Source organism: Hungatella sp. L36 (assembly GCF_014288035.1).
Genome location: NZ_JACOPC010000001.1, coordinates 437,564 through 454,911, shown reverse-complemented (window position 1 = coordinate 454,911; position 17,348 = coordinate 437,564). Strand labels below are relative to the sequence as shown.

At 50.4% G+C, this 17,348-nt stretch carries 13 protein-coding genes; 5 read left to right on the top strand and 8 right to left on the bottom strand.

Features of this window, described 5'->3' with window-relative positions:
* Window positions 1–24: 24 nt before the first annotated feature.
* Window positions 25–2,073 (bottom strand): L,D-transpeptidase family protein, encoded by a 2,049-nt coding sequence (locus tag H8S80_RS01860; RefSeq protein ID WP_117630091.1) that lies wholly within the window; start codon window positions 2,071–2,073, stop codon window positions 25–27.
* A gap of 289 nt (window positions 2,074–2,362) precedes the next feature.
* Here H8S80_RS01860 and H8S80_RS01855 point away from each other — a divergent pair, with 289 nt between their 5' ends.
* Both H8S80_RS01855 and H8S80_RS01850 read left to right on the top strand, forming a co-directional pair.
* Window positions 2,363–3,199: a helix-turn-helix domain-containing protein gene (locus H8S80_RS01855; protein ID WP_117630090.1), complete on the top strand. Its 837-nt coding sequence runs from the start codon at window positions 2,363–2,365 to the stop codon at window positions 3,197–3,199.
* A 33-nt stretch (window positions 3,200–3,232) separates the two neighbouring features.
* Window positions 3,233–3,688, top strand: a complete 456-nt coding sequence (locus tag H8S80_RS01850; protein WP_117630089.1) for a VOC family protein — start codon at window positions 3,233–3,235, stop codon at window positions 3,686–3,688.
* Between the two features lie 181 nt (window positions 3,689–3,869).
* Here the strand turns inward: H8S80_RS01850 and lysS are convergent, their stop codons facing one another.
* The 7 genes from lysS to H8S80_RS01815 form a co-directional block, all read right to left on the bottom strand.
* The gene (lysS, locus tag H8S80_RS01845; protein WP_118033040.1) at window positions 3,870–5,819 is read right to left on the bottom strand and encodes a lysine--tRNA ligase; all 1,950 of its coding nucleotides are present in this window, start codon (window positions 5,817–5,819) and stop codon (window positions 3,870–3,872) included.
* A 35-nt stretch (window positions 5,820–5,854) separates the two neighbouring features.
* A complete protein-coding gene (gene greA, locus H8S80_RS01840; RefSeq protein WP_002600589.1) occupies window positions 5,855–6,337 on the bottom strand; it encodes a transcription elongation factor GreA in 483 nt (160 codons plus the stop codon).
* Between the two features lie 242 nt (window positions 6,338–6,579).
* Window positions 6,580–7,419 carry a hypothetical protein gene (locus H8S80_RS01835; protein WP_117632797.1) on the bottom strand — a complete coding sequence of 280 codons (840 nt, stop codon included), beginning with the start codon at window positions 7,417–7,419 and terminating at the stop codon, window positions 6,580–6,582.
* A gap of 622 nt (window positions 7,420–8,041) precedes the next feature.
* Entirely contained in the window at window positions 8,042–9,091 is a 1,050-nt protein-coding gene (locus tag H8S80_RS01830) for a glycoside hydrolase family 88/105 protein (protein WP_117632771.1), read from the bottom strand.
* Window positions 9,092–9,148: 57 nt separating this feature from the next.
* Entirely contained in the window at window positions 9,149–9,994 is an 846-nt protein-coding gene (locus H8S80_RS01825; RefSeq protein ID WP_002600592.1) for a carbohydrate ABC transporter permease, read from the bottom strand.
* 2 nt (window positions 9,995–9,996) lie between these two features.
* Entirely contained in the window at window positions 9,997–10,890 is an 894-nt protein-coding gene (locus H8S80_RS01820; protein ID WP_002600593.1) for a carbohydrate ABC transporter permease, read from the bottom strand.
* A 113-nt stretch (window positions 10,891–11,003) separates the two neighbouring features.
* Entirely contained in the window at window positions 11,004–12,380 is a 1,377-nt protein-coding gene (locus H8S80_RS01815; protein ID WP_117632772.1) for an ABC transporter substrate-binding protein, read from the bottom strand.
* Window positions 12,381–12,626: 246 nt separating this feature from the next.
* On the opposite strand from H8S80_RS01815, the gene H8S80_RS01810 reads away from it, so the two are divergent.
* Genes H8S80_RS01810 through H8S80_RS01800 form a run of 3 tightly spaced genes read left to right on the top strand, consistent with a single transcriptional unit; the run spans window position 12,627 to window position 17,330 of the window.
* Window positions 12,627–14,441, top strand: a complete 1,815-nt coding sequence (locus H8S80_RS01810) for a sensor histidine kinase (RefSeq protein WP_117632773.1) — start codon at window positions 12,627–12,629, stop codon at window positions 14,439–14,441.
* Window positions 14,413–15,948 carry a response regulator transcription factor gene (locus tag H8S80_RS01805; protein WP_002600596.1) on the top strand — a complete coding sequence of 512 codons (1,536 nt, stop codon included), beginning with the start codon at window positions 14,413–14,415 and terminating at the stop codon, window positions 15,946–15,948. The genes H8S80_RS01810 and H8S80_RS01805 overlap by 29 nt, the downstream gene beginning before the upstream one ends.
* Before the next feature lie 26 nt (window positions 15,949–15,974).
* Entirely contained in the window at window positions 15,975–17,330 is a 1,356-nt protein-coding gene (locus H8S80_RS01800) for a rhamnogalacturonan acetylesterase (RefSeq protein ID WP_117632774.1), read from the top strand.
* Window positions 17,331–17,348: the final 18 nt, after the last annotated feature.

The following is a 17,348-nucleotide window of genomic DNA, read 5'->3' as shown; positions in this document are numbered from 1 at the left end:
GCTGCCGCGCTGGAAAAGGCGGTGTTACGGTCCCGGGGCTACGATTGCCGAGTGGGTGGGGTTATCCGACAGATTCGGTTGGTTTGACGGACTCGGCTGGTTCGACGGATTCGGCTGGTTCGGCATATTCGGCTGGTTCGGCATATTCGGCTGGTTCGGCATATTCGGCTGGTTCGGCATGGAAGCGTCGGAAATGGGGGATGACGCTGGTATTTGGTCATTTCTGCTTTCGCTTCCAGGCGGGGAGGATGGATTTTCTCCATTGCTGCTGGTATTTCCGGGGTCAGCCGTCTGACTGGCTCCGTTTCCGTTTCCACTTTCAGACGCAGACGTCTGGTTCTCTCCGTCTTCGCTACTATTTCCATTTTCCGGCGCGGCCGTCTGGTTCTCACCAGTCGTATTTTCTGCTGCTGGCGTACTGCTTTCTGTCTGGCTGCTGTTTGGAGTTGTTTTCATCGATCCCTCTTCGGAGACTGATGAATCCGTGGAAGAGGACGAACCTCCCGATACCGATGAAGCTCCCGCCTTCGACGTATCTCCCGCCTTCGACGTATCTCCCGCCCCCGGCGTAGTCTTACCAGTTTCCGTTCCATCCAGATGATAACACAATACCGGTATGTGTGCCTCAATATTTTCATAAATAGTTTTTGCTACCGCAGGAGGAAGGTTTATACAGCCATGGGAACCGTTTTTCTTATAGATGGTCCCGCCGAAACTGGACCGCCAGTATCCATCATGCATCCCGATATTTCCGTTAAATGGCATCCAGTATGTAACAGGCGTATTATAGTTCTTGCCCTTCAGCACCGCGTTGCGCTGCTTATAGGTCAGTTCATAGGCGCCAGCAGGGGTGCTCCAGCCCTTCGCCTCATTTCCGGATACAAAATCCGATTCAATCAGCAGCTTCCCATTCTTATAATAGAACAAATGCTGGGCAGTGAGATTCATTTCCACGTAAGTGTCCCCGTAATCCGGGCCGTCGTGGCTGGCCGCTTTCTGGGCGTAGACAGGCTCCCGCTCCTGACTTTCACCGGATCTGATTATTTCCAACAGAACCTCCGTTTCCGCCTCCTTATCAATCAGCCAGCCGTAATGACCTTTTGTGATCGTCACAATGGATCCATAGGAAGTTTTCAGTTCCTTCGCACAGTATGCAGTATTGTATTTTTTCGCCAGGTTCACCACATACGCTTCCACTCCGCTCCGGTCAACGACTGCGCTTCCTTCTCCATCCATCGACAGCCACGGAAGAATCGTACTTCCGTCCAGTACCTCAGAACGGCTTCCGAACCGATAGGTCACGGTCACATCTGTACAGACCTTTAACGCCTCCTTTTGAGCCAGCAGTTCCGGGTCCGTCTCTGAGACTCCCGGTTCTTTATAGACAGCCCGTTCGTCCAGCGAGATACGCGTTTCCAGGCTGGAGACCGCTTTTCCTATTTCTTCTGACAGACGTTCCCGGACAGGCGCCTTTCCCGGTTCTTCCTTAATAATCTGTAATCCGCTTCCACTCACAAAGGCCACATACGCGTCAGCCGGCTCCACAACCTGTTCCGACTTGAGACATTCCAGAGCAGCGACCGCCAAATCCATGCTTCCTTTATCATATTCCACCATATAGCTGGAGGCATACTCGGCACCTCTTATGGCTCGCAGCCCCCATAGCAGGGAATTCTGCTTCCTCAAAATGTTCTCTAAGGTCCCGTCAAAGACAGGATGCAGACCGATCGCTTCTCCATTTATCCGCTCCTCTGCTCCGTCCCTCTCCTCCAGGATCAGTTCATAACGTTCAATTCCCTTCCTGATCTCTGACTGCACCTCTTCTATGGTCAGCCCCGAGACAGTAATACCGCCAATCCTCGTGTTTGGCAGAAATGTATTTCTGTATTTTAGGCTGATCATGCAGTAGACTATTGCTGCCGCCGCTATCATACAAATGGAAATACGTCTGGTAAAATAGATCCATTTTCTTCTTCTTCGCCGTCTTCTGGCCTTCACGCTGCGGTCCGTGATGTTTTTTTCCCTACACCGCTTCAACGGCCGCTCCCCGCCATGACTCCTTCTTTCAACCATATTTCTTTCTTATACTCCTCATTTCAATCCGTCTGTCACTTTACTTCTGCAATACAACTTTGAATCTATTGGTATTATATCATCAACTTTGCACCACAAAAACAGGAGAATTGTGTGGCAGACAATTTAAGCAGCAAAACCATGGTAAGAGAGAGATTCCCCGATAAGCAAAAAGAAACTATAGACTTTTTATTTGAAATGTAGTAGACTGATTTAGGAAGTGCAGATAGAATTATCTGCATTTTTTTCATTTAACAGATCCGCTCTCAGAAAGTGAACATGAAAATATATGATAAAAAAGGACAGCGCAGATTTTTCAGCCGTGAAAACCAATACGCAATTAATGGGTGATGAGAATTTTGCTTATTTTTCGCCCAGCGAGCAGTTGAAAACACTGATCTCTAACTATACCATCACCTTTCCAAACAAAGGTGTCATTTCCGATGACTATACTATCGTGCCGCATGGAAGTGCAACTCTTGTCCTTACATATGACGGGGCCGATCTGCGCATCCTGATTTTCGGACCGTCCTCCAAACCATATTTTGTTGGAAAAAATGCGAATGCATGCAGCGTGATATTCATTATCGAATTTCAGCCGGCAGGGCTGTTTGTATTCACCGGAACAAAGCAGAATCAGCTGATGGATACGATCATTTCCTTTGAACAGATCGCGCCCCGCCTGGATTCTTCCATAAAAGAAATCTTCTGTAACGCGGGAACCGCGGAAGAACTGCTGACCAGAATCGAGAGTCTGCTGCTTTGCAGCCAATGCAGCCAATACCCGGCTGAATTCCGTCTGGCCGTGCAGCTGATCATTCAGAGTAACGGTAACATAAGTCTCAAAGAAATAACAGAAAAAACATTTTACAGTGAACGTCATTTAAACAGGCTTTCCAATCACTATTTAGGATTTAACCTGAAACATTTTTCCCGAATCGTGCGTATCAACAAAGCCATTTATCTGCTGCACCATACGAGTCACAGCCTCGATTATATATCTGCCGAATCCGGTTTTTATGATATTTCTCACTTTATCAGGGATTTTAGGGCCGTATGCGGCGTTACTCCTCAGGAATACCGAAACAACTTGTCCGATTTTTACAGTGCGATCGCAAAGTTTTAGGCTATAATTGAGAAAAAAAGAGGAGGTATCCATATGAAATACGGAGGCACATTGCTTATAGTTGATGATATGGAAAAATCAAAATATTTTTACGAAACAATCCTGGAGCAAAAAGTCCTCATGGATTTAGGAGAACACGTCTCATTGGACAATGGCCTCAGCCTGCAGGCAAACTACGAAGCAATGATCGGTAAATCACTGAACAGAAAGACAGCAGCAAATAACTTTCAGCTCTATTTTGAAACAGACCGGATCGACGACTGGGAGAGAAAGCTGGAGGCCATCGAAAGCGTGGAATTTATCCATCACCCGACGGAATATCCCTGGGGCCAGCGGAGTATGCGGTTTTATGATTTTGATAAATATATCATTGAGGCAGCAGAAAGCATGGAGTGCGTCATCAGGCGTTTTCTCAGCCAGGGACTAGCGGTTGAGGAAGTGTCCAAACGGACTATGTATCCGGTTGAGTTTGTTGAAATGCTGGTGTAATTGGATAAAACTTTACTGATCTGCAATGTAACGGGACGGCATTCTGGCCATACCAGCGAAAACAGCATAGTATGTCCTGGCACAGGCAAATGTATTTTCACACATTAAAACAGGTATCTGAGGAAGCAACATTTCTTCATCAGATACCTGTTATTATTTACTCCAATACTATCACTGCGTATTAATACAACTTCGCCCCCGCCGGAATCCTGTCATCCACCATCAGCAGATTCAGTCCCTCATGTCCGTCTTCCTCATGCACGGCTGAAATCAGCATACCGCAGGAGTCAATTCCCATCATCTTTCTTGGCGGCAGATTCACGATGGCGATGGCTGTCTTACCAATCAGATCCTCCGGCTCGTAGTACTCATGAATTCCGCTTAAAATCGTGCGGTCTGTGCCGCTTCCATCGTCCAGAGTAAACTGGAGAAGCTTCTTGCTCTTCGGCACTGCCACGCAGTCTTTGATCTTCACTGCACGGTAATCAGACTTTGAGAAAGTCTCAAAATCCACCATCTCTTCAAACAGCGGCTCAATCTTCACATTGGAAAAATCAATCTCCACCGCGGCTTTCACGTTCTCAGCAGCCGGAGCAGAAGCAGCGGCCTTCTCTGCCTTCCTGCTATTATCAGAACTGCCCAGCGTCTTCATGGTGGGGAACAGCAGAACGTCACGAATTGCATAGGAATCAGTCAGCAGCATAACGAAACGGTCGATGCCGATACCGATGCCGCCTGTCGGAGGCATACCGATCATCAGCGCATTTAAGAAGTCCTCATCCATGGAGTTGGCTTCCTCATCGCCTGCGGCCTTTAACACTTCCTGCGCCTCAAAACGAAGTCTCTGGTCAATCGGATCGTTTAACTCAGAGTAAGCGTTAGCCATCTCACGCTTCGTGATAAACAGCTCAAAACGCTCCGTATAGTCAGGATCCTCCGGTTTTCTCTTGGTCAGAGGAGAAATCTCCACCGGATGGTCTATGATAAAGGTCGGCTGTATCAGGTTCTCTTCTACAAACTCTTCAAACAGCATGCTTAAGATATCGCCCTTCTTATGGCGCGCCTCGTACGCAATATGGTACTGGTCTGCCAGTGCCTTTGCTTCCTCATCGGTATGAATCTCCGTAAAGTCAATTCCCTTATATTTCTTCAGCGCGTCTACCATGGTAATGCGCTCAAATGGCTTTGATAAATCGATTTCCACGCCGTCGTACGACACGACTGCGGTTCCCAGAACCTTTAAGGCTACGGAACGGAACAGGTTCTCCACCAGGTCCATCATACCGTGGTAATCCGTATAGGCCTGATACAGCTCCATTAAGGTAAATTCCGGATTGTGGCGGGTATCCACACCCTCGTTGCGGAATACACGGCCAATCTCATAAACTCTCTCCAGACCGCCTACGATCAGTCTCTTCAGATACAGCTCCAGAGAAATTCTGAGTTTTACATCCTCGTCCAGCGCGTTGTAATGGGTCTCGAATGGTCTCGCAGCAGCACCTCCTGCGTTGGGAACCAGCATCGGAGTCTCCACTTCCATGAAGCCCTGCTCATCTAAATGATCCCGGATTGCTTTGATAATCTGGGAACGCTTCACGAAGGTGTCACGCACCTCCGGATTCATGACTAAATCCACGTAACGCTGTCTGTAGCGAAGGTCTGTATTGGTCAGGCCATGGAACTTCTCAGGAAGAATCTGAAGGCTCTTGGTCAGCAGAACGACGCTGGTGGCATGGATGGAAATCTCACCGGTCTTCGTGGTAAATGCGGTTCCCTTAATGCCGACAATATCGCCGATATCCATCTTCTTGAAATCCTTATAGGACTCCTCGCCAATGCTGTCTCTGGCTACGTAAGTCTGTATATTTCCCTTTAAATCCTGAACGTTACAGAAGGAAGCCTTTCCCATCACACGCTTGGACATCATACGTCCTGCTACGGAAACTTCCTTTCCTTCCCATTCCTCATAATTTTCCTTAATATCACTGCTGTGTACTGTTACATCATACTTTGTAATCTTAAACGGATCCTTTCCCGCTTCCTGCAGCTCCGCCAGCTTATCGCGGCGCACCTTCAGTAACTGGTTTAAATCCTCTTCCTTAACCTGGTTCTGGTTCTGCTGTTCTGCCACTTATATACACTCCTTTGTGAACTTGACTTTTGGACTTATGACACTCTCTGGATTTCCAGCACCTTGTACTGGATCACACCGGCCTGGGTTTCCACATCTACGACATCGCCGGCTTTTTTGCCCATCAATGCCTGGCCTACCGGTGACTCATTGGAAATCTTGTTCTGAAGGCTGTTCGCCTCTGTGGAACCCACGATCTTGAACTCCATCTCCTCGTCCTCATCCACGTCGTAAACCTTTACCTTACAGCCAATGTTAATCTTATCTAAATCAATCTCGTCTTCTACAACGACTTCTGCGTTCTTAAGCAGCTTCTCAAGCTCCTCGATACGAAGCTCGATATCTCTCTGCTCGTCTTTCGCAGCATCATACTCCGCGTTCTCAGATAAGTCCCCCTGCTCCCTGGCTTCCTTAATCTTCTGGGCAACTTCTTTTCGTTTCACTACTTTTAAGTTCTGAAGCTCATCCTCATATCTCTTAAGACCTTCATATGTTAAAATATTTTTCTTATCTGCCATGGTTTTACTTCCTCCTGGTTTAATTCTCGCTCTTTCGCATTCAAAGTATTATATCTTAAACGTCCCGGATTGTCAAGAATTCCGCCTATTTTCCCTCGCAAATGCGAGTTCCGTTTTTAGAATCCTGACCGGCCGCAAAACGGTCCTTCCTTTCCCGATCCGGGACATAAAAAATGTGTTTTCTATTCTTATCCATTTCCGATGTATTTTATTCTGCTTTTTTATAAACTCACACTTTATTTTCAATCCTCTTCCAGGATAAACCGCAGATACGTCCTGTCATCGAAGCTGTGAAATCCCGGGGCAATCCCTTTCGGTCCCTTAAATCGGAACATGCACATGGGATCCGTCTCCTTCACCTCCCGGATGACGGCTTCGCTCTCCGCAAGATTCCCGAAAAGCTCCGGGTATCCGTCGCTCGCCAGCACCACCTCTTCTCCTGGCCGGACCGGATACACCTGGGTGTGTTCTTCATGGATGGGAAAACCATCCAGCACGTCGTAGGAATACTCCCCGTCACCATTGGCAAACTGGCACTCTCCCACCAGAAGCGGCATGATGTACTCGCGCCCCGTGTCATGCTCCGCCAGCTCCTCAAGCGTCTTTCCGGCTGCCAGCTCCAGCTGGTTGTAAGCCGATCTGACACCCGCGGTCAGTTCATCCATCACCGTCGTCTTCCTGTAAAGCCTGCCGCCGATCATACACTGGCAATCCCCAAAGCACCAGACCTCCCGGCGCATACGGCTGTATACAATGAGAACAGCCTGAGGCCGCTCCTCCCTCACCCGTTCCAGTACCTCCGGGTTTTCCGCCGCCTGAAATGAGGCCTCCCGCAGCACGCCATTTAAATAAGAAACAGCGCCTTCTGCATTCATATCCGCAGGAAGCGTATCCAACGCCTCCAGAAGCACATCTTTGGCGAATCGGCCCCCTGTCTTTTCCCCTGGCCAGACGAGGCTTCCCTTGCTGGTCACCCCATCGATGACCGCGTAATAGTTACGGCCTGTATACAGGCCATCCTCGCACAGCTCCTGATTCGGATGCTTGGCCTGGATCCATGTTTCAATAATCCGCTCTCCCATTCGGAACACTCCTCCTCCCGTCTGATTCCGCGTGCAATGAGCCGGGCGGCCATGCAAGCATGCCCAGCCGGCGACTTCCGTTTTTTCTCTCCTGCTGCCTCTCTCCACAGCGAAACCGCCCCGCGAACCGCTGCACAGAGAATACGAAATGGCAGGTTTTCTCCCTGCCATCGTTGTCGGAAGCATCTGCCTCCGCTAAAGCCATATAATATCAGTTGGTAGTATACCACATAACGGAAATAATAACAATATTGTCTTCCTAATTCAAAAGACAGGCCTTTCCCCTGTTTTTCCGGGAAAAAGGTCTGTCTTTTTGCTCTCAGCCACACAATTAAAGCGGTTACAATTCACGGCCCCACCGCGGGCCTCTGCCGTCTGGTGCTGTCGGTTCACGCGCGCTTTTTTGTGACTTTGCAGGGTATTAGCGGTTCTTAACGCGCAGAATTTTTCGTTCATGGGAAATCCCCACTTGTTTGAGCAACGCGAGTTTGGGGATTTCCCATGGCTTTTAGAAAAATCCTGCACGTTTAGAACCGCTTATGCCCGAAACCGGAACAAAAAAGCGCGCGTGAACCGACAGCACCAGACGGCAGAGGCCCGCGGTGGGGCCGTGAATTGTAACTTAAAGCGCTCCGTCCCCTTTCATGGCATCATACTGCAAAAGGCCGGCAAAAAATGTGAGCGCCATGCCCTGTCCCCAGCCCTGAATCCATTTACGGGAGATATTGCGGTAGCCTTCCCTGTCCTTCATGACAGCGGTGCCTCCTGAAACATTCATCACGCGGCCATCCTCTGTCACATTGGCCAGAACGCCCTGCACCGTTTTGTTGACATATTTTAAATAGAGAGGATTCTTTTTCGCCAGCATCGCCGCGGCAATCCCGGCGGAGGCCGACACTTCCTCGTAGGACTCGTCATCATCCAGCAGCGTGCGCCATAAACCGGAGTCCGTCTGGTACAGCTTCAGAGCCGATAGCTGCTCGTTTAAGCTTCCCGCGATCTCTAAATACTCCGGATATAAATAGCACTCCGGGAGAATGTGTGCCACCTGGGACATGGTATACGCCGCCCAGCAATTGGCCCTTCCCCAGTAGAACCCGCTCATATGGTCCTTTGTGATATGATTATAGCCATGGTACCACAGCCCGTTCTTCTCATCCTGTAAATACTGGATGTGCCAGTACCACTGATTCAGCGCATCCGCTGTCAGCTCCGGCCTCTCAAGCATTACTCCGGCCCGCAGCAGAAAGAGCGCGGCCATGAAAAGCGTATCCGCCCAGCACTGTTCCGGAAAGTCATTGTCAGCCGACACCGTGTGCTGAAGGACATGGTCTCCGAACCGGAGCGCCTCATGTTCCAGATAATTCAGTTTGGCTTCTATGATATCCTTATAGACCTCCTGACCGGTGTGCTGATACAGGGTCAGCAGCACGTGCCCCATGGCGCAGGTGTTAACAGTAAAATCGGGAAGCCCCAGACTGATCAGTTCATCCACCCGCTCCTTCATAAGATCCAGATACTCCTGTTTTCCTGTTGCCTCATACGCCTCCGCGATTCCGTAATACGCAACGCCGCAGGGCCAGTCCCAGGTCATATCCATCCGCATCGTCCGTTCCACGATCCGGTCCATAGTCTGTTCCATACAATTTCTGTCAAATTCCAGTTTTCCCATCTGCCTGTTCCTCCATCTTCAACCGCCGTTTGTGCCTTCTTCCTTCTTCTTTCTTCTTTATCCCTTCAGCCCGCTGGTACTGATTCCCTCCACCAGATATTTCTGGAAGAAAATAAAGATAATTACTGACGGAAGAATGGATAAGGAAGCCATGGCAAACATTGCGCCGTAATCCGAGGAAGAGCCCGGATCGCAGAACAGCTTTAACGCAAGGCTGACCGGATACTTAATGGACTTATTGACGTAAAGCAGCGCGGAGAGGAAGTCATCCCATCTCCACATAAAGGAGAAGATTCCTCCTGTAACAAGGGCCGGTGTGATGAGCGGCAGGATTACTCTTCCGAATATCTGCGGGTAGGAACAGCCGTCGATCTTGGCCGCCTCGTCCAGTTCCTTCGGAATTCCGTCGATAAAGTTCGTCATCAGATAAACGAAAAATCCCTGAATTGCAAAGAAATACGGCACAATCAGCGGTAAGTAGCTTCCCACCCAGCCCAGCTTCTGATACCAGAGGTACTGCGGGATCATTAAAACCTGCGCCGGAAGCATCATGGAGAGCAGCATTGCCGCAAACAGTATTTTCTTTCCCTTGAAATCAAAACGTGCGAACCCGTACGCCACCACCGCGGATGAAATCACGGTTCCAATCGTGGCAACTACGGAGATAAACAGTGAATTTTTGAAGAATACCAGAAAGGGAACCTTTGCAAAGCCCTTTAATCCGTTGATGTAATTATCCAGTGTAAACGGATTGGGAATCAGGCTTCCGGCCGTCTGGAAAATGGTTTTGGTCTCCTTAAAGGAACTCATGAACATCCAGATCAGCGGATAGATCATGAGAATGCCAATACCGAAAACGATGACATGGTATACGACATCGCGAATTCTTTTCTTTGCCTTCATGATTAAAGCCCTCCTTCGTATACCCAGAATTTCTTCGTTGCAAACAGGAACAGTGTGATCATTCCGATCATGGCCAGCATAACCCAGGCCAGAGCCGCGCCGTATCCGGTGTTATAGAACTCGAAGGACTGCTGGTACATATACACCGTGTAAAACAGTGTGGAATTCATCGGTTTTCCCTGGGTGATGATGTAGCTCTGCGTAAAAGCCAAGAAACCATTAATCATCTGCATAACCAGGTTAAAGAAGATCGTCGGTGTCAGAAGCGGCAGTGTAATCCGGAAGAATTTGGAGATGCCGTTCGCGCCGTCCACATTGGCCGCCTCGTATAACGACTGCGGAATCTGCTTTAACGAGGACAAAAAGATCAGCATGGAAGAACCGAACTGCCACACTGCCAGGATAATCAGCACCCAGATCGCCGTCTTCGTATTGCCCAGCCAGGACATGGTGCAGTTGATGCCGACTGCCTGAAGCAGCTTGTTGATCACGCCGTCCGTGGCAAACATACGCTTCCACAGGATAGCGACCGCAACGGAGCCGCCGATGATGGATGGCAGGTAGTAAGCCGCGCGGTAGAATCCGGTCATCTTCGTGCTCTTGAGCAGCAGCATCGCCACGATCAGCGCAAATAAAAGACGCAGCGGCACGGACACAAATGCAAAGAAGAAGGTAACCTTAATGGATTTATAGAACGTTTCATCTGCAAACATGGTCTTGAAATTCTGCAGGCCCGTAAAGACAGGCGGAGACAAAATATCATAGCTGCAGAAGGAATAGTACAGTGAAATTCCCATCGGCACTATCATGAACAGCAGGAACCCGATGGTAAACGGCATGGTAAAGATGATTCCCGCCGTGCGCTCATTATTCATTGCTTTTTTCAGCATTTTCATAGATCTGCTCCTTTTCCCATTCTCGAATGTTTCCATTCCTGAAAAAAGGGTGTCCCATATGTAGATTTTATCGAAATGGGGACACCCTCAATATGTTTTCAGTTTACAGCCTGTTATTTAGCCTTTTCTGCCATGATCTTATTTCCCTCGGTATAAAGCTGTTCTGCCGCTTCCTCCGCAGTCAGTTCGCCGTAGCATACCTTTTCACCCAGCTTGTTGATTAAGTCGGATACCTCTGCGCTTCCGTTCGGATACGGAGGGTTGATCTGAGAAGAATTCGGTGTCACCACATCATTGATGAAGCTGATTACCTTCTGATCGCTCTCTGTCAGAGACGGAGCCAGTTCCTCGGCAACCTTGGAAGAGATCGGCACACCTCTCTCGGCCAGAAGAATCTCGTTGCAGTCCATGGAATTGGTCCAGTAGTCGATAATCTTAGCACCTGTAACCGGATCCTTGGAATCCACCGATACGGAGAAGAGCTGGGACGGTTTTAAGAAGTTGGACTTTTTCGGGTCTTTCGACGGCCATGTGGTCAAGTCTAAATTTATGTCCTCCGGAGCTGCGTTGGTAAACGCCGCATACTGGTTTGACCAGCAGAACGCTACCCATGACATGGTTTCCGGGCTGGAACCGTAGATCAGAGGATCCTGCTCGATGGAACCCGGGGTCAGCTCTGCAAATACGCTCGGTTCAATGTACCAGCCTTCCTTCACGCCATCCTCATATACTTTGTAAAATGGTACGAATTCGTCTGCGCTGTCCACTCCCAGCTTCCCTTCGTCAAAGAGCACGTGGCCGTCGTAGCCGCGGATCATGGCCTGTAATATTTCCTGGGAAACGCCGTATGCCATGTTGGTCTTGCATCCGGTCTTTGCGTAGATTTCCTTGCTGACTGCTACGAACTCGTCCAGCGTCATGTTGTCTTTGATTTCCACTCCCGCCTGGTCGGTGATGGTCTTGTTGTAAACCATGGCCGGCGCGTTGATGCCGATTGCGATGGAATACACCTTTCCGTCAACTGATCCGGAATTAATGATGTCCTGGCTGCAGTTGTCTACATTCAGGGTGCCATCCTCGATATAAGGAGTCAAATCCACCAGAAGATTGTTGGAAACGTACTGATCCAAGTAAGCGTAATCCATCTGGATTACATCGGGAAGCGAGTGGCCTGCTGCCGCAGTCGCCAGCTTGTTCCAGTAATCAGACCACTCGGAGAACTGTCCGTCGAATGTCACGCCAGGGTTCAGCTCCGAATACTTATCGAGCGCCGCCTGAGTCCTCTCGTTTCTCGTCTGGTTGCCCCACCAGGCCACCGTCAGAGACGCGTCGCCGGAAGCTGCTGCCGTCGTATTTTCAGCCGCCGCACCTGCGGTTGTCTGGGAATCCGCTCCCGTCGTGCTGCCGCTTTCCGCCGTGCCGCTGCCGCATGCCGCCAGAGATACCGCCGCCATGGAAGCGGCCAGGACTACTGCCAATTTCTTCTTCATTTTCATATCCTCCATCTTTTTCTGAAAACGGTGTTGCTCTTCCGTTTCGTTTGTAAGTTTATTATAAACTGGTTTCCTCCGATACCGGTATAAATAAAACCGACTTCCTTTTAGAAAAAACCGACTTTCCTTTCCGAAATCTTGAGTTTGCAATGCAATTATTATATACTGTCCATGTACCATTAGTAACCATACTTTTCTACTTCAACCGAAATCTTTAATATAGAAAGAAGCAGGACAATTCGCATGAAAAAACGGGCAGAAACCTTAAAAGCAAAGCTCCTTACCTTGTTCAAAAACCTCTCGCTGAGATGGAAGATTTTCTTTATTGTACTGTTAAACGTCGTCTCTCTCCTACTGTTTTCCCTCATTGGCTTTACCATACTGTCAAAGACCTATAATGAACTGCTCTACCGATCCATTGCGGGAAATTTGAGTTTTTCGGCCAATACCATCTCTGCAAACTTAAAGGATGTGGAGCGCCTGTCCTCCATCATCCTGTCGACGCCGTCCATCCAGACGTCTCTCTCCGCGATCCACGAATCGGATGATGCCGTGGTCCGTTCCAATGCCAACAGGAGCATCAACACCGCCCTTTCATCCTATTATGAGACATTCCGGCAGAACGGCGTCTCCTACATCGTCCTGTATAACGATGCATTTTCCAATACGACCAACTGGGCCGCCTACGAAAGGACCGATTCGGCTTTTATCCATAATGCCCTGGAGAATGCGGCGGCCGGCGACGGCGCGGTCAGCTGGACCACCGGAGGCGGCAGTACTTCCGGCCTCTTTCTCGGAAGAAATATCAGGAAAATCGAGGCGCTGGATTTCTCCACCATCGGAAGGCTGCTGATCTACGTGGATACCGACAGGCTGATCAATACGATCAACCGTTCCTTCCAGACCTTCGATACCGGCTACTACATTCTGGCAGACGGGCCGGACACCATCTACTCCTCGGCCGGCCTCTCCAAAGACCTGGTAACCCAGACGCTCCAGCTGGAGGACGACACCTACCAGACCCTTCGGGTGGACAACCACACCTATTTCGCAGTGAGCAGCAAGATTCCGTATTACGACTGGCGATACATCAGCCTGATCCCGTTTGACTCCATCATCCACTCCATCGGACGCTCCGCGAAAATCATTCTGGGCATCATGGTGCTCGGCATTCTGATCGCCCTCGCCTTAACGCAGTGGCTGATTTACTCCATTCTTCGCCATTTCAACGCGCTGATCGTTAAGATGGATGGATTCAGTAAAAATGAGCTCACCCTGGAGCAGTCCGCCTATGATTACAGCGTCCGAAACGATGAGATCGGGCGGCTTCACCAGCGTTTCGACCGGATGGCCACCCGGATCCGGACCCTGGTGGACACGAATTATAAAAATGAACTGCTGCGCAAGGAAGCCCAGATCAAGGCGCTGGAATCCCAGATCAACCCGCATTTCCTCTATAATACGCTGGAATCCATCAACTGGAGGGCAAAGGCATCCAAAAACGCGGAAATATCCATGATGGCGGAGTCTCTCGGAACGCTGCTCCGCTCCACCCTCAGCAATCACGAGTCCCTGGTGGAACTGGACTACGAGCTGGAGCTGGTCCGCGCCTACATCACGATACAGAAAATACGGTTCGAGGACCGTCTGGACTTCGTCTCCCTGGTGGCCGACGATCTGCATCATATCCTGATGCCGCCGCTGACCATACAGCCGCTCATAGAAAATGCCATCCGTTACGGCATGGAAGAGATGACGGAGACCTGTCACGTGGAACTCCTGGTGCGCCACGAGGATGATAAGGTCCTGATCCGGGTAAAAAACAACGGTTCTGTTTTTGAAGAAGACCTTCTCGAAAAATTAAGGAGCCGGGAAAAGCAGCCGAACGGCTTCGGCATCGGTCTCATGAACATTGACCAGCGCATCCGCCTGCTGTTTGGCGACGCCTGCGGTCTTGAGTTAAAAAATGAGGACGACTGCGCAACCGCCGATATCCATATACCATTTCAAGTCAAGGAGAACCAATCATATGCTGAAACTGATCATTGCAGACGATGAACGCATCATCCGGGAGACCATATCCACAATTATTGACTGGAGCCAGTATGGGATTGAACTGGCCGGTCTCTGTTCCAACGGAATCGAGGCCTACAACATGATTTTAGATGAATCTCCGGACCTGGTCATCACAGATATCCGCATGCCGGGCATGAACGGGTTGGAGCTGATCGGCCGGATATCCGAGACGGATCTGGACACTCAGTTCATCCTTCTCTCCGGCTACGGGGAATTTGAATACGCCAAACAGGCCATGAAATACGGAGTCCGCCACTATCTTTTAAAGCCCTGTAATGAGCAGCAGATCATTGACGCCGTAAAGGAAAGTGTCAGCGACTGCTACGCCAAGCGCCAGGCGCGCCGGATATTGGACTCCCAGTTCAGCCAGGCGGACAGCATCCGCCACAATGTAGTCTCCAGTATCATCAACGACGCCCTCTATCTGGAGAAATCGCTGGATGAGATTATTCCCACCTATGAGCCCTACATGGATTTTTACTTTACGCCCTACCGTCTGTTCTACATTTACTATCTGGAACAGGAGAATCTGGAAGAATTTCTGGGCCTTCTAAGCGATTTTGCCCAGAACTGTCTGCCGCAGGTCAGCATCTACGGAATCTATGTGCGAAATACCTTTTTGATCTTCTGTCAGGACATCTCCTTTGACTTCGGCCAGCTGAAGGCGAAGCTGGACCGCGTCAGCTTAGAGGGCCAGCACACCAGCCTGGAGCTTCAAATCGAGACGTATTCCGACTTAAAAGGCCTGTTCGGCGTTGTCCTTGAGAAGATCCGCAGATTCAGCACCTTTTACTACGTAAACAATTACCACGCCTTATGCACCTGCAATTATACCGCAATCACCCAGGAGACTGAAAATTACTGCCGCGCCATTGCCGAGGGCAGCGCCTCCGCCATGGAAAGCCTCATGGAACTGATCTCCGATATCATGGACATCCGTTTCCTCAAACAGCTGTCCGGCAGTATGTTCCTGAAAATCACGCTCGGCAACCCGAATATCTCCGGCTCCGGCCTCACGGAGTGGCTGATGCAGGCCGAGGGGGAGAGTGATCTTGACGCGCTGAAGGAATCCGTCTTTCAAAAGCTTACAGAGCTTATGGAGGGATGCTCCAGAACGGAAACCGTCAGCAGCATGACCAGGCAGATCTTTACATATATCAGGGAAAATCTGGAGAATCCCAACCTGACGCTGAAATACATTGCGGAGCAGCATTTATATATGAATGTAGACTATGTATCCAGAAAATTTCAGAAGGAGACCGGCATACGCTTTTCCGATTACCTGACCAATGAGCGGATTCAAAAGGCAAAGGAATACATCGAAAACGAGGAGATGGACCGGATCTCGGATATTGCCGAGCGGGTCGGCTTCGGCAACAATCCACAGTATTTTTCCCAGCTCTTCAAGAAGAAGACCGGCATGGCCCCCAGCGCCTACATCACCGGCTTACGCGGACCGTCCGGCCCAGCGGGGCCAGAGCGTATTTGAAAATTCATTTCAGGAGGAACTTTAAGATGCAGTATCATTTTCAGCCATTTTTTCACAATACAGCCGCAGACCATCTCACGGCTGATTCCGACCGGCTTGACATACCGGAGCTGTCAGACGGCTTTGACCCATCGCTTCTTTCTTTAGCCAACGGCATCGAAGGAAGTATGATTCCCTACAGCTATATCACAGAACGGGTCCCCTGCGGGCTCTACGCGGTTCATATCGCACTGACCGCCGTTCAGGATGTGGAACAGCTCTTTCTCTTCACCGGACGGAAACTTCTGCGTGATATCATCTCCCTGAAGAAGGGGGACCGGTACGAACGCACCTTTTACCAGTCCGTAGCCGGCATCATTCCACGCTACCACGAAGCGTACTATCCGGTGGAAAACCTCTTTGTTACGCTCTGTACCCCGGAGCCCGGCGCTGTCCGGATCGAGGCCGGTTATGCCGAAGCAGCCGATGCGGTCGAGGCAGCCGATGCGGTTGAGGCAGCCGATGCGATCGAGGCAGCCGATGCGGTCGAGGCGGTCGGTGCGGTCGAGGCAGCCGGTGCAGCTAATGTGTCCGACGGCGTAACGACAGTCTATCTCTGCGGTGATTCCACCGTCACAGACCAGTCCGCGGAAATCCCCTATCTTCCGGGTGCCTGCTACGCCTCCTGGGGCCAGGCGCTTCCGGCGTTCTTAGACGGCAGAATCGCCGTGGAAAACCAGGCGCACTGTGGGCTGACGACGGAAACCTTCCGTCAGGAAGGCCACATGGACATCGTGAAGCATTTTCTCCGTCCGGGTGACTTCTGCCTGATCCAGTTCGGCCATAACGATCAGAAGCTTCCCCATCTGCGGGCCGACAGGGAGTATCCTGTCAATCTGCGAAGATACATCGAAGAAGTCCGGGACCTGGGCGGAATTCCCGTGCTGGTGACCTCTCCCGGACGCAACATCTGGAAAGAGGACGGCACCTACCATGAGCTGCTGGCGGAACACGTGCAGGCGGTAAAAGATGTGGCCGTTTCCACGAATACCCCGGTCATCGACCTGCATGAGTTCTCGGTACGCTTCTATGAAAAGACCGGCATGGAACGCTCCTGCGGGTACTTCCATCCGGGTGACTACACCCACACCAATGAGTACGGGGCGTGCCTGTTTGCTTCCTGCATTGCAGCCGGACTCGGCCGGATATTTCCCGAAGTATTTCATGTAACCGCCGGTCCCTCCGACTTTACGCCACCGGAAAATCTCTGGGATCTGCTGGACAGCCAGAACAACCGTGCCGGCGGTACGGAACAGAAGGAACAGTTTGATGCGATGGAAAAATCAACTGCTGCGCTGTTGAGAGCGTTGGAAGAGGCGGATCAGGCATCATCGGAGGTGTGACAGACGCCGAAGGTGGGT